Origin of the sequence: Paenibacillus oryzisoli, assembly GCF_001653565.1 — a bacterium.
In the GTDB taxonomy this organism is placed as follows: domain Bacteria; phylum Bacillota; class Bacilli; order Paenibacillales; family NBRC-103111; genus Paenibacillus_E; species Paenibacillus_E oryzisoli.
The window spans coordinates 125190-145317 of record NZ_LYPB01000083.1 but is presented as its reverse complement, the minus strand read 5'-3'; the positions used below and the strand labels follow the sequence as shown (position 1 = coordinate 145317).

The 20128-nt window shown below is 46.9% G+C and carries 20 protein-coding genes and 1 riboswitch; of the genes, 15 read left to right on the top strand and 5 right to left on the bottom strand.

Annotated elements, in window-relative coordinates; all coding sequences use genetic code 11:
• Positions 1–281: 281 nt before the first annotated feature.
• Positions 282–386: a sporulation protein YjcZ gene (locus A8708_RS36230; RefSeq protein ID WP_204787638.1), complete on the bottom strand. Its 105-nt coding sequence runs from the start codon at positions 384–386 to the stop codon at positions 282–284.
• Positions 387–542: 156 nt separating this feature from the next.
• A complete protein-coding gene (locus tag A8708_RS36890; RefSeq protein WP_167355930.1) occupies positions 543–1340 on the bottom strand; it encodes a stalk domain-containing protein in 798 nt (265 codons plus the stop codon).
• A 4-nt stretch (positions 1341–1344) separates the two neighbouring features.
• Positions 1345–1497: riboswitch (cyclic di-AMP (ydaO/yuaA leader) on the bottom strand.
• Between the two features lie 155 nt (positions 1498–1652).
• Here A8708_RS36890 and A8708_RS25815 point away from each other — a divergent pair.
• The 5 genes from A8708_RS25815 to lepB all read left to right on the top strand — a co-directional run bounded on the left by A8708_RS25815 (position 1653) and on the right by lepB (position 5530).
• A complete protein-coding gene (locus A8708_RS25815; RefSeq protein ID WP_068668357.1) occupies positions 1653–2312 on the top strand; it encodes a PspA/IM30 family protein in 660 nt (219 codons plus the stop codon).
• A 131-nt stretch (positions 2313–2443) separates the two neighbouring features.
• A complete protein-coding gene (liaF, locus tag A8708_RS25810; protein WP_068668355.1) occupies positions 2444–3106 on the top strand; it encodes a cell wall-active antibiotics response protein LiaF in 663 nt (220 codons plus the stop codon).
• A gap of 115 nt (positions 3107–3221) precedes the next feature.
• Entirely contained in the window at positions 3222–4289 is a 1068-nt protein-coding gene (locus A8708_RS25805; protein ID WP_068668353.1) for a sensor histidine kinase, read from the top strand.
• A gap of 26 nt (positions 4290–4315) precedes the next feature.
• Entirely contained in the window at positions 4316–4963 is a 648-nt protein-coding gene (locus tag A8708_RS25800; RefSeq protein WP_068668351.1) for a response regulator transcription factor, read from the top strand.
• 18 nt (positions 4964–4981) lie between these two features.
• Entirely contained in the window at positions 4982–5530 is a 549-nt protein-coding gene (lepB, locus tag A8708_RS25795; RefSeq protein WP_068668350.1) for a signal peptidase I, read from the top strand.
• 797 nt (positions 5531–6327) lie between these two features.
• Here lepB and A8708_RS25790 read toward each other — a convergent pair.
• Positions 6328–7023, bottom strand: a complete 696-nt coding sequence (locus tag A8708_RS25790) for a hypothetical protein (protein WP_068668349.1) — start codon at positions 7021–7023, stop codon at positions 6328–6330.
• Positions 7024–7153: 130 nt separating this feature from the next.
• Between A8708_RS25790 and A8708_RS25785 the strand changes: the two genes are divergently transcribed.
• The gene (locus tag A8708_RS25785; RefSeq protein WP_068668348.1) at positions 7154–7600 is read left to right on the top strand and encodes a GNAT family N-acetyltransferase; all 447 of its coding nucleotides are present in this window, start codon (positions 7154–7156) and stop codon (positions 7598–7600) included.
• A gap of 44 nt (positions 7601–7644) precedes the next feature.
• Here the strand turns inward: A8708_RS25785 and A8708_RS25780 are convergent, their stop codons facing one another.
• Positions 7645–8016, bottom strand: coding sequence for a hypothetical protein (locus tag A8708_RS25780; protein ID WP_068668346.1), 372 nt, complete (start codon positions 8014–8016; stop codon positions 7645–7647).
• A 190-nt stretch (positions 8017–8206) separates the two neighbouring features.
• On the opposite strand from A8708_RS25780, the gene zwf reads away from it, so the two are divergent.
• The 4 genes from zwf to A8708_RS25760 all read left to right on the top strand — a co-directional run bounded on the left by zwf (position 8207) and on the right by A8708_RS25760 (position 13684).
• Positions 8207–9742 (top strand): glucose-6-phosphate dehydrogenase, encoded by a 1536-nt coding sequence (gene zwf / locus A8708_RS25775; RefSeq protein WP_068668344.1) that lies wholly within the window; start codon positions 8207–8209, stop codon positions 9740–9742.
• A gap of 170 nt (positions 9743–9912) precedes the next feature.
• A complete protein-coding gene (locus A8708_RS25770) occupies positions 9913–10986 on the top strand; it encodes a metallophosphoesterase family protein (protein WP_068668342.1) in 1074 nt (357 codons plus the stop codon).
• A gap of 190 nt (positions 10987–11176) precedes the next feature.
• Complete coding sequence (locus tag A8708_RS25765; protein ID WP_068668339.1) at positions 11177–12760, top strand: peptide chain release factor 3; 1584 nt, start codon at positions 11177–11179, stop codon at positions 12758–12760.
• A gap of 123 nt (positions 12761–12883) precedes the next feature.
• Positions 12884–13684 (top strand): YheC/YheD family protein, encoded by an 801-nt coding sequence (locus A8708_RS25760; RefSeq protein WP_068668337.1) that lies wholly within the window; start codon positions 12884–12886, stop codon positions 13682–13684.
• On the opposite strand, the gene A8708_RS25755 is transcribed toward A8708_RS25760, so the two are convergent.
• Positions 13679–15043 carry a putative bifunctional diguanylate cyclase/phosphodiesterase gene (locus tag A8708_RS25755; protein WP_068668335.1) on the bottom strand — a complete coding sequence of 455 codons (1365 nt, stop codon included), beginning with the start codon at positions 15041–15043 and terminating at the stop codon, positions 13679–13681. The genes A8708_RS25760 and A8708_RS25755 overlap by 6 nt on opposite strands.
• A gap of 271 nt (positions 15044–15314) precedes the next feature.
• Here A8708_RS25755 and A8708_RS25750 point away from each other — a divergent pair, with 271 nt between their 5' ends.
• The 5 genes from A8708_RS25750 to A8708_RS25735 all read left to right on the top strand — a co-directional run bounded on the left by A8708_RS25750 (position 15315) and on the right by A8708_RS25735 (position 20102).
• Positions 15315–16355: a LacI family DNA-binding transcriptional regulator gene (locus tag A8708_RS25750; RefSeq protein WP_068668333.1), complete on the top strand. Its 1041-nt coding sequence runs from the start codon at positions 15315–15317 to the stop codon at positions 16353–16355.
• 60 nt (positions 16356–16415) lie between these two features.
• Positions 16416–16634 carry a hypothetical protein gene (locus A8708_RS36225; protein ID WP_082927805.1) on the top strand — a complete coding sequence of 73 codons (219 nt, stop codon included), beginning with the start codon at positions 16416–16418 and terminating at the stop codon, positions 16632–16634.
• A 526-nt stretch (positions 16635–17160) separates the two neighbouring features.
• Positions 17161–18324, top strand: a complete 1164-nt coding sequence (locus A8708_RS25745; protein WP_068668331.1) for a Gfo/Idh/MocA family protein — start codon at positions 17161–17163, stop codon at positions 18322–18324.
• 30 nt (positions 18325–18354) lie between these two features.
• Positions 18355–18987, top strand: coding sequence for a ThuA domain-containing protein (locus A8708_RS25740; RefSeq protein WP_082927798.1), 633 nt, complete (start codon positions 18355–18357; stop codon positions 18985–18987).
• Positions 18988–19007: 20 nt separating this feature from the next.
• The gene (locus A8708_RS25735) at positions 19008–20102 is read left to right on the top strand and encodes a Gfo/Idh/MocA family protein (RefSeq protein WP_068668327.1); all 1095 of its coding nucleotides are present in this window, start codon (positions 19008–19010) and stop codon (positions 20100–20102) included.
• Positions 20103–20128: the final 26 nt, after the last annotated feature.

Sequence of the window (20128 nt, the reverse complement as noted above, 5' to 3'; positions counted from 1 at the left end):
TAAAGTGCTCCAGTGGCCGCCGCGCAGCGCGCAGAGGCGAGTTAACGCCCTTTTTGGGCGTTAACGTGAAGGCGTCGCTGTTGCGCAGGAGAATAAGGCCCATTATGGGCCTTAAAGTGCTCCAGTGGCCGCCGCGCAGCGCGCAAAGGCGAGTTGATGCTCTTTTTGGGCGCCATACCTTTATGCTTATTTGGTCGCAATAAAACCCGCCAGTTAAAGCTCTAAATAAGACGCTTTAACTGGCGGGCTATTTGGTATAAAACTAATTGAAGTAGAAATTCTTAGTAGAAAGTAGCAAGAATGATGACCAACAGTACATAAAGAACAAGAATTATACCTACGGAATTTCCGTATCCTGGCGTTCCACAACCAACTACAGCTGACATAGTATCCCCTCCGGTTTTGAATGAATGTGGGTTAAACACTATATATCATATGTAGGTGGGAACCCTGTTGATTGGACATATGCCCTAATTCGATGGAACATTCACCTACCAAAAAAGAGCTGCCCGTATGAATCCAAGGGCAGCTCTTTCATGCAATTAATTCGGAATTTGGTACACTTTAATTTTCTGAATGCCAAAGCTTCGTAAGGAGTTTCTCGAGCCTGGGACGAAGATGTCTAGTCGATTTCCTTTGATCGCTCCACCTGTATCGGTGGCATAGACGTACATTCCGCCTTTAGGAAGGCCGCTATACGAATAACCTTCAATGTAGAGCTTCGTGCCAAGTGGAATAACGGAAGGATCGACAGCGACTGTGCCGATTGCTAGGGGGTTGCCCATGTAATCAAGGGCTCCATAACCGCCATTTTCAGAAGGATCTGCTGAGTAAGCTGTAGATTCAAATACTTGATAATCAGGTGCATGCTGTTCGCCATCTTTACTTAAGATTGCCAGATTACTGCTTGCATCCCAATGTACAGGTATACCTGCAGTTGTGGATAGGAAGCGAAGCGGTACATAGACCCGTCCATTTTGATATTGGGAAGCTCCGTCTAAGATGACTGTTGCATCATCAACACTAGCTTCTTTTTGCCCTGATACTAAGGTAATCGTATGTTGGTCGTTATTAAGTGTAACCTTGATCTGATTGCCATTTTTCTGCCAATTCACCGTATAACCGAGCTTCTCCGTTACAAACCGAAGAGGAACTTGAGTCGTTTGGTTGCCATCCAGAAATGGCTGTGCATCAGGGAAATGGATCAGGTCATCATTGACTTGCACTTTCACTTCCATTTGAGCTGCTTGCGCAGGTGCAATAAATGGGGAAAGAAAGCCTCCTGCCAAGGCTGTTAATGAAACAGCAAGGCTAGTTAACCCTTTAGTAAGCTTATTCAATTGGTAATCCTCCTTCATGAGCCTTCGAGGTTAGTTGACGGGTTCGGGAAGAAGGTTCTCCCTAGTCTGCTCCAAGCTGAAGCAAATATTCACCCCAAGTATTTCGTCCCCCGTACTAATGCCTATATTTACGCACTAGACTCGGCTTCAAATATTTTAACATCACAGGTAGGCTCGGACAACGACCAAAATCTGGTTATGACTTTTAGATACTGGACTTAGGTCTAGGTTCAATACAGTCGGTAGTCGGTTTTAGAACGTCAGGAATTGAGCTACCATAAGAGTATGATGAAGCGTGAGGGGCGATTGAGGATGAACAATAAGAATCGGGAAATGGATCCTACAAATATATTTAACCGTATTGGCAAAATGGCTGAAACAGTCTGGAACGAAGCGGTCGGCAAGACGAATCCAGGCACTTATGGGAACGGCCAAGGGATAGCTCAGCTTGAGGAGCGTTACGAGGACGCGCTGCAGACAACGATTGCGCTGCGCAGTCAGATTGAGCGTGCGGAAGAGATGGCGAAGCTGCGCGGCGAGCAGGCGGAGCTTGCGATGCGCGCTGGCGAAGAGGATCTCGCGCGGCTAGCCCTGCAAGAGAAGCTCCGCGAGGAAGCCGCGAGCGAGCACTACCGCGCGCAGTACGCGAGCAGCCAGGATTTGTGCCTGGCGCTCTCAGAGGAACTGCGCGTGCTGCGTGCGGGGCACGCAGCGGAGGATGTGCAGCCGCGTGGCGGGCTGCACGGCAAAGAGGCTCGCGACACGTGGCGCGAGCTGGAAGTGACCGGCCGTGAGCTCGGCCGGGAGGCAATGCAGGGGCTCCGCGTGGCGGGCCGCCTGTCGAAGGAAACGTTGAAGGAAGCCGGAGGCAACCTTCAACATGAACTGCGCGTGCTGCGAGGCAAGCTGCAGCACGAGTGGCAGCAGGAGCAGCGTTCTCGCGATGAGCGAGATCCGCGTCAGAGCAAATAGTCCTGGACGATGACCTCCACGTAAGCAAAGCCTTGTGCAACAAGGATTTGCATCTTGGAGGTCGTCCATTCTTATGGTATGCTAGGAATCGTATGAACGGAAGAGAAATGGCAGCCAGAGGAGGTGCATCGATGGGAGAGGAAACGAAAAATAACCGCAGCCGGAATACAGCGCTTTTGCTGATTGGAGCCGGTATTTTTTTGCTTCTGGAACATACCATAGGCTTTTTTCCCGTTATCGCCGTAATCCTTATTCTGCTGGGCATTCATCGTGTTCGTTCACGCAAAGAAAACAAGGGTTATGTGTTGATGGGGGTTGGAGCCGTCATTTTATTCGGTGATCATCTCACCATTGTCATTTCAGTTGTGCTGATTTCATTAGGCCTATTTTTCATTCGATCCAAGCAGGTTCATAAAGATGATACTTATACCCAAAAGCAAAAGATTGTTGATAGTGTTCGGCTTGGCCGCGAGCCATGGATTCAACGAAATACGTCGACGTGGTACTTGGTGGGAGAAACGTACATGGATCTTTCTATGGCGATTCTCGAACAAAAGGAAACGACAGTTATCCTGCAGGGGGTTGTAGGAGATATTGATATAAAGGTGCCTGACGATATCGGTGTTTCCGTTACTGCTTCCGTTCTGTTAGGCCAGTTGCAAATTGCGGACGAAAAAGAGTCAGGCGTGATGAACAAAGTTGTTTGGCAATCGCATAATTATGAGCACTGTGACCATCGGGTGAAACTCATACTTTCTTTCATCGTAGGAGATATCAAGATCAAAGTATTGTAACTTTTTTAAAAAGTAGAGTGTTTTGTTTCACATATGCATGGGCTATATTTTTGGATAAACGAGACCGTTCGTAGAGGACGGTGTAGCTGTTTATTTCAAGGGGGTTCTTCACCAAGTGGACGGCTACAAACGTCGATTAACGAACATGATCTGGCGCAGCATGGGGGAAGCGATCCTTTTTAGCTTCGCAGTTTTCGGAGCTATGCTGTATTTTCTGAATTCACGACATCTGATTGAGCCCTTTACCAGCTGGCAACAGGGGGTCAAGTTCTCGTTCATGGCCTTGTTAATTCTAGGAGTCATTGGGGCGGTGTACGGTTACTGGAACAGCTCTAAGGTCACACGCAGACTTGAGCCGATGATGGAGACGATGATTTTATTAGAAAAAGGGACATTTGCCCGAGAAGGCTTTCAAAATGGGGATGATGATGAGATTGGACGCTTAGGCGAACAACTCGGCCGCATTATGAAACGATGGGAAGAACAAGTGACCTCCCTTCAACGACTGTCGAATAGCAATGCTGAGCTTACCGAGAAGGCTAAGCTTTCCGCGGTTATTGAAGAGCGTCAGCGATTGGCGCGCGAGCTGCATGATGCGGTGAGTCAGCAACTGTTTGCTATATCGATGACAGCCACGGCTGTTGGTCGGACACTGGATAAGGATTTTGAGAAAGCAAAGCGGCAGATTCATCTGATTGAAGAGATGGCTTCTGTCGCACAATCCGAAATGAGAGCTTTATTGCTGCATCTAAGGCCGATCCATCTCGAAGGGAAAAGGCTTTCGGAGGGACTCGTTGAGCTATTGAAGGAGTTGGCAGCTAAAGTTCCAATGGCGATCAGCTGGGATATGGATGAGGAAATCCGTTTGAACAAAGGGATCGAAGATCATTTATTCCGCATTGTACAAGAGGCTCTTTCCAACGCACTGCGTCACTCTAAAGCGAACAAGCTGGAAGTGAAACTGCTGCATCGTTCAGACGGCATCCGATTAGTCATCCGCGATGATGGTGTTGGTTTTGAGCTGGATGCCAAAAAGCTGACTTCGTATGGCATCGTGTCTATGAAGGAGCGCGTGAACGAAATCGGTGGCTCTGTGGACATTATTACAGCACCAGACCGAGGAACACGTATCGAGATTCGAGTACCTATCTTAGCAGCTGATCCTCAATTCATTGAGAATTAGCACCGTACATAGAGAGGAAGAAACGAATGGACGACACCTTAATTAAAGTACTACTTGTCGATGATCATGAAATGGTCAGAATTGGACTTGCAGCTGTTCTAGGGACGGAAGATGGCATTGAGGTCGTTGGCGAAGCGAGCAATGGTCACGACGGCATTCGATTAGCTCAGGAATATCGCCCTGACGTAGTTCTGATGGACCTTGTTATGGAAGGTATGGACGGCATTGAAACGACAAGGAAATTACTGCAACTTTACCCAGATTGTAAAGTCATTGTATTGACTAGCTTCTTAGATGATGAGAAAATGTATCCAGTTATTGAAGCGGGTGCCTTCAGTTACTTGTTGAAAACCTCGCGTGCATCAGAAATCGCACAAGCGATTAGAGCCGCAGCCAAGGGGCAATCGATTCTGGAGTCACAGGTGGCTTCGAAAATCATGAACCGCTTCCGTCAACCGAAGCCGGTTGCAGAGCCCCATGAGGATTTAACAGACCGTGAGATGGAAGTGCTGCGCTTAATCGCGAAGGGTAAATCGAATCAAGAGTTGGCTGATGATTTATTCATTGGCGTGAAGACTGTGAAATTCCACGTCACCAACGTTTTATCTAAGCTTGGCGTAGAAGACCGCACGCAAGCTGCGATTTATGCCTTTAAGCACGGACTGGCGGAATAAGGCTAGGGAGCGATCAAATTGAATGTAGTCAAACAGATTTGGAGCTGGTTTGGTTCCATTGCTATTTCCTTTGTATTAGTCGTCTTTCTGGGTGTGTTCGTGTTTCAATCGACGCGAGTTAGCGGACACTCGATGGACCCGACATTGCATGATAGTCAACGTGTGTATGTTTCGAAGTTATCCCATACGTTCCACTACGAACCTAATTATGAAGACATTGTCATCATTGACTCCAGGGTTGAGATGAAGCGGACTTTTAAACATGATTTACTAGACAGCCCACTGCTGAGCTTATTTGTTCGGGGCGATGATAAGCATGTATGGATCAAGCGTGTGATTGGTAAGCCTGGTGATGAGCTTGAGCTTAAGGATAATCAGATGTATCGCAATGGCCAGCTTCTGAATGAGTCTTACATCAACGAGGAAATGAGAGCGAACGGGAACAAGAAGTGGACCGTTCCAGAGGATCATATTTTCGTGATGGGAGATAATCGCAACAATAGCATGGATAGCCGCGTTATTGGTTTCATTCCGATTGATCATGTACTAGGTAAAAAGTTATTTTAATTGGAAAAGGCTGTACCACCTGTAGAAGATTCTACTTGGGGGTACAGCCTTTTGTTGTCGTAGTGACTGATTCGTTAGATCAGGAGTTGGTTTCGAATTTCGGGACATGGGGCTGGGCTCGTGGTCTGTGATCAGGGTGGTCCGTGGTCTGTGGGCGGACTCCTCCAAAAGAAGACTATTTAGACTTGCTTGGGGGATTAGCTGTAAAAAGTACAGTTAATATAGATGGAAACCGCTTGATTTTGCGTATAACTGGAAAATATACATCTATTTCTCCACCTTTTAAGGATAAGGTGTGGAAATGGGCAAAATAGCTGGAGTTTTTCCAGTTAAATGAGATTTACAGGTGAAAACTGTGAAAATAACTGTATGTTTTCCATTTAAAGTTGATATGGCGCAAGTCATAAAGGAGGGAGATGAGCCGTTTACAGGAAATGGCGGGTAGGAGCGCTGAATTGCAAGAGGTGTCAGGTGAGCAGCTATAGAGCGCTGAATTGCAAGAGGTGTCAGGTGAGCACCTATAGAACGCTGAATTGCGCTATGTGGCAGTAAGCACCTATGCAGGAGCCCTGAATTGCCCTCGATGGCAAAGGTGGGCACCTGCAGAAGTGCTGAACTGCACTATGTGGCAAGGTCATACCTGAAGGTGCCGGTGAATTCTACTAGAGGCAGGGCCACTTCCCCAGGAGCACTTAATTGCACCTAGATGGCATGCTTGCACTATCAGCGGTTATGCGGATTGCCATGCAGGGTGCCCGTCATCAGCTACGCGGCTAAGGGACAGGCAATTCGTTAACTCACAACTTCGTATCCAACAATATACCACGCATCGGAACCGGCAAATACGCCTCAAGCCGCGATTGATATTGACCATATGGCTTAAGCGGCGATGTGGAGAGTTGAAACAACGAGACGGAAGGCTGCTCATGAAGGCGATCAATATGGCTTACTAATGAGCTTGCGAAGTTAGTGAGATTGAGCAGACTTTTGCCAAGAATGTCATTAGGTTGAATGAGTTGCTTCTCTAGGGCTTCAGGTTGCAGGGTTAACTTGCCATTGTCACTCATGGTGATACCTAGATCGTGTAGTGTGTTCGGCTTAGCGGCTCCTTCCAGACTTTGAAGCAGGGCTTGACTCACATAATCAGGTGAATCGCCTAGCTGATCTTGCAACTCATTATATGTTTGAATAAATGTTTGAAGGCTCTGGGTGATATCGGATTGTGACTCATTCAGCCTGGTGAGTGTTGTTGCGTTAACGAGTGTCTGAGCAGATTGCTTGACGTTGTTGGTAGATTGAACTAAGCCAGCTACGTCTTTGGCCGCCGTCTGTGCGAACTGTTTGTAGGCGAGTTGCTCGTAGGGTAAATCCAACATTCGCCGTATGGTAGTCGATTTACCACCAGATACCGCACTTACAGCACCTACACGGTAATAATCTTTATGAGTTTGATACCTGTTCACCGCCATGACGGATGGGTAAGCATTGATCATTGCGATCACCTCATTTCACATACATTAAGTATATCACTCCAGTAGACTGGGGTAAATTGGTACTTGTGGGGTCAATTGCGCGATGACGTACATAAGATAGCATTATTGCTTCTTGTGGAGGCGGTGTCATGTGATACGCAAGCGTCTGGCTACCATTGACGACCCTGCTATATATCGATTAGTTGTCGAGCAATTAGTACCCTTTTCCAGAATGTATGAATCAGGTAATTCTGTGACGTACTCAGAGATCCGTAAGCGACTGAATGCGAATAAAACATTGGTTATCGCCAAGGGCTACAAGCAGCCTTACGGCTTCATTTCGATCATACGTAAATCGAGTAAGCTCTTCATAGATATGCTGGCTGTTGATCCTCGGGAGCAGGGCAAAGGCATCGGACATATACTTATGAAGGCTGCAGAAGATCACGGGCTGAGAGAACGTTGCCAAATGGTGGAGCTATTTGTTGATGACAGCAATCCGAAGGCGATTCGATTTTATAGCAAAAGAGGGTATGTAATCGATTCCTATGTACCTGACCTTAGCTGTTACCGTATGCATAAAAAGTTGAAACGCTGAGAAAAGGGCTGTAGATGAAGTAACATCCACAGCCTTGATTTCCGTTATTCACTGAACATGGCGGCAATATAGTCGATTTGAATATCAATTGGACCGGTAGGTCTAGCTGCTGGTACTTGTGATGGTCCTCCAAAACGGATGAGGCCAAAGGAAGACCGCCCCTCTTCTGCTAATGGTTGCGTCGGTGAATCGGGTGCAGCTTGTTTCTTTTTCCCCTTTTTCGTAGTAGCTGGTTTGGTGCTTTTGGAAGAGGACTTGATGCTTGTTTGTTGTTTTTTGTCATTGATAATGATCTTGTTTTTCTCCACGCGGCTGACAATGCCATATATCTCTAAGCCATTCGTCAAGTAGACAAGAACAGGCTTTCCTATAAGATTTTTGCAGCTTTTTGCAGTGATGGGATGAAAGGGTTGCATGACTAAGGACACCTCCGTATTCTTATGTACTGTTAGCCTATGCCATGCGAAATGTAACGGTATAGACGAATGTCTAGTTTCTCATAAGAAAATGTTATGAGTTAAAGTACGCATATAAGTTGAATAGCTTGACAATTTTAGGTATGCTAAGCATATTAACTAATCCTAATAGAGAAAGAATGATGCATAGATGAGTGGAGCTGTGTTTTATATTTTCGGAGCAACGGGTGATTTAGCGAAAAGAAAACTGTTTCCAGCCTTTTATAGCCTGTATCGGGAAGGCAAGCTGGGAGATAACTTTGCAGTAGTTGGTCTGGCTCGCAGACCGCGGACGAATGAACAATTCCGTGAAGACGTGAAGAATTCGATTCAAGAGTTCGCACGTTATAAGAATACGGATGCAGCAGAATGGGAGAAATTCTCCCAAAGATTCGAGTACATGTCACTCGACATTAACAATGTTGCAGGTTTCCATGAACTGAATGCACTGACAGCTAAGTTGGACGAGAAGTATCAAACAGGGGGCAACCGTCTGTTCTATTTGGCTCTTGCGCCTGAGCTGTTCGGCAATGTGTCATATAATTTAAGCGAAGGCGGCTTGCTTCAAACAGAGGGTTGGCACCGCCTAGTCATCGAGAAGCCATTCGGCTACGATTTGCCGTCGGCAGAGCGTTTGAATGGACAGCTTCGCCAAGTGTTCGAAGAGAAAGATATTTACCGTATCGATCATTACCTCGGAAAAGAAATGGTTCAAAACATCGAGTTCGTTCGTTTCGCGAATGCTTTCTTCGAGCCGCTTTGGAATAATAAGTACATAGCGAACATCCAGATCACGTTGAGTGAGACGGTGGGTGTCGAAGAGCGCGGTGGCTACTATGACCACTCAGGCGCCCTTCGCGACATGGGCCAAAATCATATGTTGCAAATGCTGATGATGATGGCAATGGAACCGCCTAGCCGTCTGCATCCGGAAGATATCCGCGATGAGAAGGTGAAGGTTCTCCGTTCACTTCGTCTGTTCGAAGACGGCGAGGATGTACGTGCGAATGTGGTACGCGGTCAATATGCCAGCGGTTCGGCCAAAGGCAAGGCGCTCCCTGCCTACCGTGAAGAGGATTCTGTGAATCCGCAATCGACGACAGAAACGTATTTTGCAGCACGTGTTCACGTGGATAATTTCCGCTGGGCGGGTGTGCCATTCTATATTCGTACTGGCAAACGACTACCGGTCAAAACGACTGAGGTCGTTGTCGAATTCAAGAACATTCCCAACAATGTCTATTTGGCCAAAAAGCATGACCTTGAGCCGAATCTGCTCGTATTCCGTGTGAATCCGATGGAAGGCATCTATTTGAAAATGAACGCGAAGCAACCTGGTTCCGAAGGCGTAATCGTACCTGTTGCGATGGACTTCTGCCAAAGCTGTCAGATCGGCATTAATACGCCAGAGGCTTATGAGCGCTTGCTGTATGATGCAACTCGCGGAGATTCCACGTACTTTACGCGCTGGGATGAAGTAGCGTTGGCTTGGTCTTATGTGGATCGCATTGCGTCTGCATGGGGCGAACAGACGGATGATCTCAAGCACTATCCAGCTGGCTCATGGGGTCCTGCAGAAGCAGCGAAGCTATTGAGCGACGATGGATTCAAGTGGTGGCCGATCAATGGTCAGAATGAAGGGGAAGTCGATTGGGAAGCTGTTCAGAAAACAACCGTATTAGCGTAAAATAGGGAGTTTATCCAACAGGCGAATCCGCCTGTTGGTTTTTTGCGTAGGGGTACAAGCGAGGCAAGAAATCACGTCATGTAGTCGCATAGGGAAGATGTATCGGACACAATTTGTGGTATACTAGTGGATATGGCCATTTTTTCATTTTATACACTTGAGGTGCATCGATGTCACGAAGAGCGTTTGTGCGATGGCTGCTTGCCATTGGGGCTGTTTTAGTCGGATTAAGTGCTTGGTTCAGTCTGTTGGTTAAGAAAAAATTCATTCCCGAGGAACAGGCTGTAGCCGCACCCGTAGCTACCTCCGAGCCTCCTCAAGCTACGCCAGCGCCTTCGGAGGAACCGTTGCCTCTTGGCCCATTGATGTCCTTTTTTATCCTAAGTGACCTGCATGTAACTTCGGGGGATTCTCTTCCCAACAAGAAGCTAAGACTTGCGTTAGATGATGTCACTCAGTTCGATGGTCCTGTTGATGCGATTATGCTGACAGGCGATTTGACGGATACAGGAACTGAAGTTGACTATAAGGCATTGCGTGCCATATTGAATAATTACAAGCTTCCTCCAATTCATGGTAACATGGGGAATCATGATTATTACACGATTTGGATTAACAAGGCGAATAGTTGGGATCAGGATAATGTACCGAATGGCAAAAGCGATGCAGTAAGTAGAGAACTGTTCAAGAAGTTCATGGGCTATACATCCGTTTATAATGATTTTACGACGAATGGACACTCTATCTTATTGCTGTCACAGGAAGCTTACGTGCAAGAGAAGCCTGAAGTAGGTGAAGGTGCATGGTACTCCGATGAACAACTTGCTTGGTTCAAAGGAAGAATGGGCAATTTATATAAACCTGGAAGGCCTCTGTTCGTGATGACGCATCAACCCTTGCCTCCAGTTGGCACAGATGGTGCTACTCACCAGCTCATTCGGGCTATTCAGTTCCGTGAAACGTTGAAACCGTACAAGAATGTCTTCGTCTTCTGTGGTCACCGTCATCAGGATTTCCAGAATGGAACACCGCACTATATACAAGAAACGTTCCATTATTTCCATAATGCCTCTGTAGGGAGAACACTGAATCGAGCATACCAACAAACTGCGCAGGATAAAGCACAAGGTATCTATGTGCAAGTATTTGCAGATAAAGTGGTTGTGCGCGGCAGGGAATTCAGCAATCGCACATTCATTGAAGAAGCGAACTGGACGGTCCCCTTGGAGAAAGCACACGCTTAATTCCGGTTTTCAGCACCTAGAAGATTGAAAGAAGCTAGGAAATGAGGAGCGTAGCGTAGTTATAGCTACGTGAGCACCGGAAGTTCCGGCTGAATTCAATATTCGATGTCGAATATGCTTCATTGGACTACTTCGTGATCAAAATTGGATTTTTGAACTACCTCTAAAGAAGAAGGGAATAAACGAACACATGAAAACGCAACTCACTAAAATTCTCGAAACGGAAGTCGCAAAACGACGGACGTTCGCAATTATTTCTCACCCGGATGCGGGAAAAACAACATTAACAGAGAAACTGCTCCTATTCGGGGGCGCGATTCGCTTAGCCGGTACGGTTAAAGGTCGTAAAGCAAGCAAACATGCTACATCTGACTGGATGGAAATTGAGAAACAGCGGGGGATCTCCGTAACGTCAAGCGTTATGCAGTTCGACTATGAGGGTCACCGCGTCAATATTCTGGATACGCCAGGTCACCAAGACTTCAGTGAGGATACCTACCGTACGTTGACAGCCGCGGATAGCGCAGTAATGTTGATTGACGTTGCCAAAGGGGTCGAGACCCAGACGAAGAAGCTATTCCAAGTATGTCGTATGCGTGGGATTCCCATTTTCACATTTATTAATAAATTGGACCGTGAGGGTCGTGATCCGTTCGAGTTGTTAGAAGAACTTGAAGAAGTTCTGGGCATTCGCTCTTATCCGATGAACTGGCCGATTGGTTCAGGCAAGCAATTCTGTGGTGTATATGACCGTGGAAAGTCCCAATTGGAGCTGTATCAAGGCGATGATCACAGAGAGATTGAAGTTCGTAAGGTGGATGGCGTAGAAGATCCGTTAGTGAAGCAAATCGCAGGTGATTTCCTGCATAAGCAACTGTGCGGAGATATCGAGTTGCTCGATGTCGCGGGAGATCCTTTTGACATGGAAAAAGTGATGAAGGGTGAATTGACGCCTGTTTTCTTCGGGAGTGCGGTGAATAACTTCGGGGTTCAGACGTTCCTCGAGAACTTCCTGCAATTAGCGCCACAACCCGAGCCGCGCACTAGCACTGCAGGTGTGATCGAGCCGACTAGGGAGAAATTCTCAGGGTATGTGTTCAAAATTCAAGCGAATATGAACCCAGCTCACCGGGACCGTGTAGCTTTCCTGCGTATCGTCTCCGGCAAGTTCGAACGTGGCATGTCCGTGAAGCATGTAAGGCTTGGCAAGGATATTAAGCTGGCACAACCGCAGCAGTTCCTAGCACAAGATCGTGATATCGTGGAAGAGGCGTTCCCAGGGGATATTATTGGTCTATTCGATCCAGGTATTTTCCGCATTGGTGACTCCTTAAGCGAAGGAGAAGAGGTCGTTTTCGATGAACTGCCAACGTTCTCACCAGAGCTATTCAGTAAGGTGTCGATCAAAAATGCGTTGAAACAAAAGCAGTTCCTGAAAGGGATCGATCAGTTGACGGAAGAAGGGATGATTCAAGTCTTCACGACGATTGGTTTCGAAGATATGATTCTTGGCGTCGTAGGCCAACTCCAATTCGAAGTACTGGAGCATCGGATGAAATCGGAGTATGGTGTGGATATTCTTTTGCAACGTCAGAACTATCAATTCGCACGTTGGATTATCGATGATAAAATCGATCCAGCTAAATTCCGCATTAACTCCCAATTGGTGAAGGACAAGAAAGGGAACTTCGTAGGCTTGTTCGAAAGTGAATATGCGCTGCGCTCTTCCATAGACAAAAACCCAACCGCACAGTTCTTAACTAGTGCGCCTTAATAGCTAGCAAATACGAGAGGCTTTTCCTGAAGATTTCAGGGAAAGTCTCTTTTTGCATGTTGTCGCCAATGCCTCTTCGCATACATACACTAGGAAGGGTGAATTCGATGCTGGAGGCTAGCTATGAAGAGAATACGGAAGAAAAGTTTAAAGAAACCGCTACCCTTGAATAAGGCAAGATATGTGAGCAGTAAAATCGGCAAAACGAAGGCCGTCGAGACTGTAGAATCACTTCGAAAGTATGTGCCAAGCACCAAACGTATGACAGCAGTAACCTTACAAGAAATGCTCGAACAATATAAAATGGTGTACGTGAAACCCAATATTGGCATGTTCGGGAACGGTGTCATTCGTATTGAGTTAGCGGAAGAAGAAGCAGAAAAGCCCTATTCCTACCAATCCGGTGTCACCATCAGAAGGTTCAAAACCTTCGCAGACCTGTACGTCTCACTTCTCAAAATAACAAGAAAAAAGCCGTATTTAGTACAAAAAGGGATTCATCTGTTAACCTACAAAGGAAACCGCTTTGATCTTCGCGTTATGGTGCAGCAATCGCTCGTTCGCAAATGGGAGACAACAGGCGTTATCGGCCGCGTAGCACACCCTGCGAAGATTGTAACGAACTTTCATAATGGCGGTACGTTGAAGTCGGTGGATACGTTGTTAAAGAAGTATTTGCCTCCTGCAGAGAGAAAAGGGTTCGTGCAGCGGCTGCAAGTGATGGGCGTCCAGGTGGCTAAGGCGATTAATACGCGGTATAGAGGGGTAAAAGAGATCGGCGTCGATGTAGCGATAGATAAAGATCTGCAGCCATGGATTCTTGAAGTGAATACAAGTCCTGATCCTTATATTTTTCGGAGATTAAAGGATAAGCGCATTTTTGCGAAAATAAGAAGATATGCCAAAGCGTATGGCCGGTTATGAAATCATAACCGGTCTGTTGTCATTCATATGAAAGGTTTGTTCAATGTCATACGCAGATATTGGAGGGCTTAGCAAGAAGCCTTGAATGGTCGTACACGTTGTTTCTTTGAGGATGTCAAGCTGCCCTACATCTTCGACACCTTCGGCGACAACTTGGATATTAAGGGCATGGCCGAGATGAATAATAGCGTTCGTAATCGCCCAATCATTGGAGTTACTTTGAATGTTTTTGACGAAAGAACGATCGATTTTGAGGCAATTGATAGGAAACTTCTTCAAGTAATTGAGGGATGAATAACCAATCCCAAAATCATCGATGGAGATAGAGATTCCGTGGGCACAGAGCTTATCCAAGACTGCGATGGTTTTCTCCATATTTTGCATAATCGAGCTTTCGGTAATTTCGAACTCCAAATATGAGGGGTTAATACCGGTTTGATGAATGATGTGAATCGCTTTATCCGCAAAGTTGTCATCTTGAAACTGGCAAGGTGAAATATTGACGGCAATGGGAAAATCGAGTTTATTTTCAGCAAGCCAGCGTGCTTTCTGTAGACAGGCTTCGCGCAATACCCACTCACCAAGCGGCAGAATGAGGCCTGATTCTTCAGCTAGTGGAATGAAATCAGATGGTGCAATCATGCCATGCAGGGGATGATTCCAACGTACCAAGGCTTCAAGGCAACTAATTTGACCGGTAGATAGATCAAGTCGAGGTTGATAAAATAACAGGAGTTGATTCTCAGTAATCGCCTTACGAAGGTCGGTTTCTATCTGAATCTGATTTGCGAACCGTTGTTGTATCGGCATGGATTGAAAGGTAATGAGTTTATTCTTGCCTGTTTGTTTGGCCAGAAGTAGCGCTTGTTCAGCTTGATGGAAAGCCTGAGTCACATTCTCAGGTGTTATCACAAGGTCACTCAGACCAAAGCTTGCGCGAAGAAAGCACTCTTGATTCTGGTAAGTAAAAGGGGTATCGAATATTTGCCTGACACGATGCAGCACAGATTGAAGTTGTTCTTGCGTATGTGTTCGAAGCAGAAGGGTATATTCATCATCGCCAGACCGAACAAGAAGATCGGTATGATCTATTCCTTTCAATCTGCGGTTTAACTCCAGTAGTAAATGATCTCCACACGCATACCCGAGGGCGAAATTCACTTGACGATAACGATCAATATCGAAAACAAGACATGCACGGATGGGAGAGGATGAAGTGTCATCGTGTTTCCGAACAGCATGTTCTAACTGGGCAAGAAGCTGCCCGCGAGAATGAAGTCGAGTGATCTGTGATCGGCTTGTGAGAGCTTCGATCGAAGTTGACGCAGTGTACAGAAGATGGCGCCAGATTGCTTTCATTTGCTATCACTCATTCCCATCTCATAGTTGTCCCAATACCCTTTATCATAAAGCTCAAAGAGGAGATTAACAAGATTAAGAGTTTGCTTTTATGACAAAAAATGGACTAAAATCTCGGATTTCTTTATGAAAAATTGATGTAATTGTCGAATTGTGACGAAAATGAGTTGGCGTACAAAATTCTGAATTTATCTTGACAGAAGAAGCTTTTGAATGAGAAAATGTACGCGTGTACATTTTGCGTGAAATTAGGTGGAAGGAGCCAATCAACATGGTGACGAGAAAAGAGGTTGCTGAGCTAGCTAAGGTATCAGAGGCGACTGTATCTCGTGTATTCAATGGACTTGGTCCGATGAAACCTGCAACGAAAGTAAGAGTTCTCGAAGCAGCGAAGGTACTTGGCTATCATCCCAATGCGATTGCGCAAAGTTTTGCTCGAAGACGAAGCGGGAATCTGGGGGTTGTGCTCCCTTATATGCCGAAGGTGCATTTGTTTTCGGCGTATTATTTTGCAGAGATTCTTAGCGGGATTGGCGAGCAGGTGAGGGAACAAGGCTATGACCTGTTGTTGTCTCTTCTAACACCAGATGACGATTTGGATTATGGGCGGTTATACCGCTCGCAAAAGGTAGATGCCTGTGTCATTCTCGGGGCGAGAGATACGGAATCTCAGCGAAGATCATTACTGGAACTGCAGGAACAGGGCATGCCATTCTGCTTGGTTAATCAACGATTCGAGGGACTATCCTTCCTTGAAGTTGATGCGGATCATGTAGCGGGGAGCTATCAAGCTGTACGCCATTTGCTGGATGAAGGCTATCGGAAAATTGCCTTTCTTAACGGCTCGCCACAGTATACGAATTCCTTAGATCGACTTCAGGGGTATCAGAAGGCGATGTTAGAAGCTGGCTTAACGATAGATCCTTCTCTGCAATTTGAGGGGAATTACAGCCGTACTAGCGGATACGAGATTGCCGCCAAGTTGTGGGAGATTCGGGATCAGGTAGAGGCGGTATTTGCGGCTAATGATCGCATGGCTATCGGTCTCATGCAAGGACTTCGCGAACGAGGCTGGATCGCTGGGCGAGATTATGCGGTCATCGGATGCGATGACTCGGATGCTGCGAAGCTAAGTGATCCACCTCTCAGCTCTATTAAGGTGCCTTTCTTTGAAATGGGCAAAGGAGCAGCCCGTGCCGTTCTAGCTAGCGTTGGGCAGGGAAACAACGAGGTTGGGCTGCAAGTGAAGCTGCCGACGGAATTGAAGATTAGGCAGTCGTCGAAGTCAGGGATAGTGAGAACGGACAGCTGAGGTATTGGTGCTGCCTGGAAGTAGCAAGTGTTGACGGATGAGGCAGAGTGCAGGGTGGGAATGGCAAGTGCTGAATGCCGAATAGCGAAGGCCAAATGCCGAATACCGAATACCGAATACCGAATACCAAATACCAAATACCAAATACCGAATACCGAATACCAAATCCGATTACCGATCACCGAACACCGAATGCCGAATGCCGAATACCGAATACCAAATACCAAATACCAAATACCAAATCCGATTACTGATCACCGAACACTGCGTGCTGTCTGATTGCATGTGTGATTTGAGAGTAGCTTAGTGGTTGCAGGAATAACTGGATTTCCTGTAGGTAATTTCACTGGAATTAGCTTGTTTGGAGGTTTAGATGGATTTTCTACAGGTAATTTGGCGGATTTACTTAAAAAGAGGAAGTAAGTGGTTATTTAACTGTACATTTTCCAGTTATATCGAAAAATTAGCTGGATATAGCAGAAATAGATGTATATTTTCCCGTTATTTGCTGGCCGATGGGGGGCGCTGGGTTGGTGTGGAGCGCAGAGTGTAGGCTAAAGAGTAAAGAGTGAAAAGTAAGAGTAAGGGGTAAAGAGTAAAGAGTAAAGAGTAAAGAGTAAAGAGTAACAAGTAACAAGTAACAAGTAACAAGTAACAAGTAACAAGTAAAGAGCAAGAAGTAAAGGGTAAGAAGTAAAGGGTAAGAAGTAAAGAGTAAAGAGTAAAGAGTAATGCGTAAAGCGTAAATAGTGGAAGCGAGTGCGAATGACTGGATAGTAAACACACTTGGGGAGGCGTGTATGCGATGAAGAAGACGTTCAATATCGGCATGATTGGTTATAAATTTATGGGAAAAGCCCATAGCCATGCGTATAAAGATTTACCTATGTTCTTTCCGCAGACGGCGATTCCTAAGATGAAGCTCATCTGTGGTCGCGACGAGAACGGTGTTCGTCAGGCAACCGAACAATTCGGCTGGGACGGGTATGTCACGGATTGGCGCGAGCTGGTGACAGATCCAGATATCGACGTCGTCGATATCAATGCACCGAGTGATGCGCACAAGGAGATTGCGTTGGCGGCGGCGAAGGCCGGCAAGCATCTGTTCTGCGAGAAGCCGCTGGCGCTGACCCTTGCGGATGCAAGGGAAATGCTAACAGCGGCTGAAGAAGCTGGCGTGAAGCACATGGTGGGCTTCAACTATCGTTTTGCTCCAGCGGTGCAGCTGGCAAAGAAGCTCGTGGAGAGCGGCCGTCTCGGCCAAATCTACCACTTCCGTGCTTGGTTCTTGCAGGATTGGATCGTTGATCCGACGTTCCCGCTGGTGTGGCGCTTGCAGAAGGAGATTGCGGGATCAGGGTCGCATGGCGATCTGGGCGCGCATCTCATCGATCTGGCGCACTTCCTCGTGGGCGAGATGACCGAAGTGATCGGGATGAGTGAAACTTTCGTGAAGGAGCGTCCGCTTCCGACATCAATGACGGGGCTTAGTGCCAAAGGCAGCAAAGATGCACCGCATGGTCCTGTTACGGTGGATGATGCGACATTATTCATGGCTCGTTTCGCGAATGGCGCACTAGGCAGCTTCGAGGCAACGAGATTTGCTCCCGGGCACCGGTGTACGAACTCTTTTGAAATTAATGGCAGTAAAGGCAGCGTGAAATTCGATTTCGAGCGATTGAATGAGTTGCAGGTGTATTTTACAAGCGATGATGAGGATGTTCAGGGCTTCAGACGTGTGCTTGCAACAGATGCCTCCCATGCGTATATGGATGCTTGGTGGCCAGCTGGACATACAATCGGGTATGAGCATACGTTCGTACATGAAGTTGTGGAGTTAATGTCAGCACTTTCTGAGGATCGGCAACCAGTTCCGAATTTTGTGGATGGTGTGAAGTGTCAAGAAGTACTGGAGGCAGTGGATCAATCGATCGCAGAGCGTCGCTGGGTTCGGATAAGTGAAGTATAGATGGGGCATGGAGAGAGGAGCAGGAATAGCATGAGTCAGAAACAAGCATTGATCGTATGGGGTGGCTGGGATGGTCATCAACCCGAGGAGGTTGCGGGTATTTTGGCAGGTGTACTGCGTGAAGAGGGATATGGGGTAGAGGTTTCAGACACGTTGGACAGCTTCCGAGATGAGGAACGCTTGGCGGGTGTAGATTTGATCGTCCCTGTGTGGACCATGGGGAAAATTGAGAAGGAGCAGTTGACACCTCTCATTAACGCTGTGAAAGTTGGGGGAACAGGGATTGCCGGCTGTCATGGCGGGATGGCGGATTCGTTCCGTAATGAAGTGGAATATCAGTACATGGTTGGCGGCCAATGGGTGGCGCATCCTGGTAATGATGGCGTTACGTATACGGTTCGTATGAAGGATAGTGAGCAGCCATTGACTAAGGGTATCGGCGATTTTGTCGTTGTTTCTGAAAAATACTATATGCATGTCGACCCTGCGATCAAGGTTCATGCCGTGACGGACTTCGATGATGTGGAAATGCCTGTCGTGTGGACCAAAACGTACGGTGCAGGCAAAGTGTACTACAATTCACTGGGCCATCAGGCTAATATTGTTCGGATGCCAGAAACGCTTGAGTTGATGCGCCGCGGGATGCTTTGGGCAACACGCTAACTATAGGGGGACATGAAGCGATGAGTAAGATGAAGGTTGGTATTATTGGGTGTGGAAATATAAGCGCGGCTTATATGAAAAATATTCCTAACTACGCACATCTGGAGTTGGTTGCTTGTGCAGATATTGATGTTAGTAAAGCAGAAGCGCGTGCCGAAGAGTTCGGAATTGCACATGCCTACACAGTAGAACAATTACTAGGTGATCCGCAAGTAGACATCGTGATTAATTTGACGATCCCCGCTGTACATGCGGCAGTCTGCATTCAAATTCTCGAAGCAGGTAAACATGCTTATGTTGAGAAGCCGCTAGCGGTTACGCGTGAAGAAGGGCAACAAATTCTAGAGGTAGCGAAACGGAAAGGATTGCTAATAGGCAGCGCGCCTGATACGTTCCTTGGCGGAGGCATTCAAACCTGCGTCAAATTGATTCAGGACGGATGGATTGGTACTCCGATTGCTGCTACGGCTTTCATGATGGGGAAGGGGCATGAGCATTGGCACCCAGATCCAGAGTTTTATTATGCCAAAGGTGGCGGCCCGATGTTCGACATGGGTCCTTATTACTTAACGGCGCTTGTGGCATTGCTCGGGCCAATACGTCGTGTAACGGGTTCAACGGCTGTGAGTTTCCCAGAGCGTACAATTTCGAGTGAGAAGAAGCGCGGACAGAAAATACAAGTAGAAACGCCAACGCATGTGGCGGGGGTTTTAGATTTCCACAGTGGTGCGATTGCAACACTTGTGACAAGTTTCGATATCATGGCGGGTACGCAATTGCCTAATATTGAAATCTATGGTAGTCATGGTTCGTTGCGTGTCCCCGACCCGAATACATTCGGTGGTCAGGTGCTTATTCGCAAAGGTGGTTCAGACTATGAGCCCATCCCACTTTCGCATGGCTACAAGGATAATAATCGCGGACTTGGCGTAGCAGCAATGGCGCAAGCGCTGTTAACTGGCGATAGCTCAGCACATCGTGCGAACGGCGAGCTTGCCTATCACGTGCTGGAAGCCATGCATGGTTTCCATGATGCGTCTGACTCTGGTCAGCATTATGTCATGAAAAGCAGCTGCGAGAAGCCGGCGGCCATGAATCCTTTGACAGTACTATAGTTATAGTTAGCTTAGCGACATCCTCC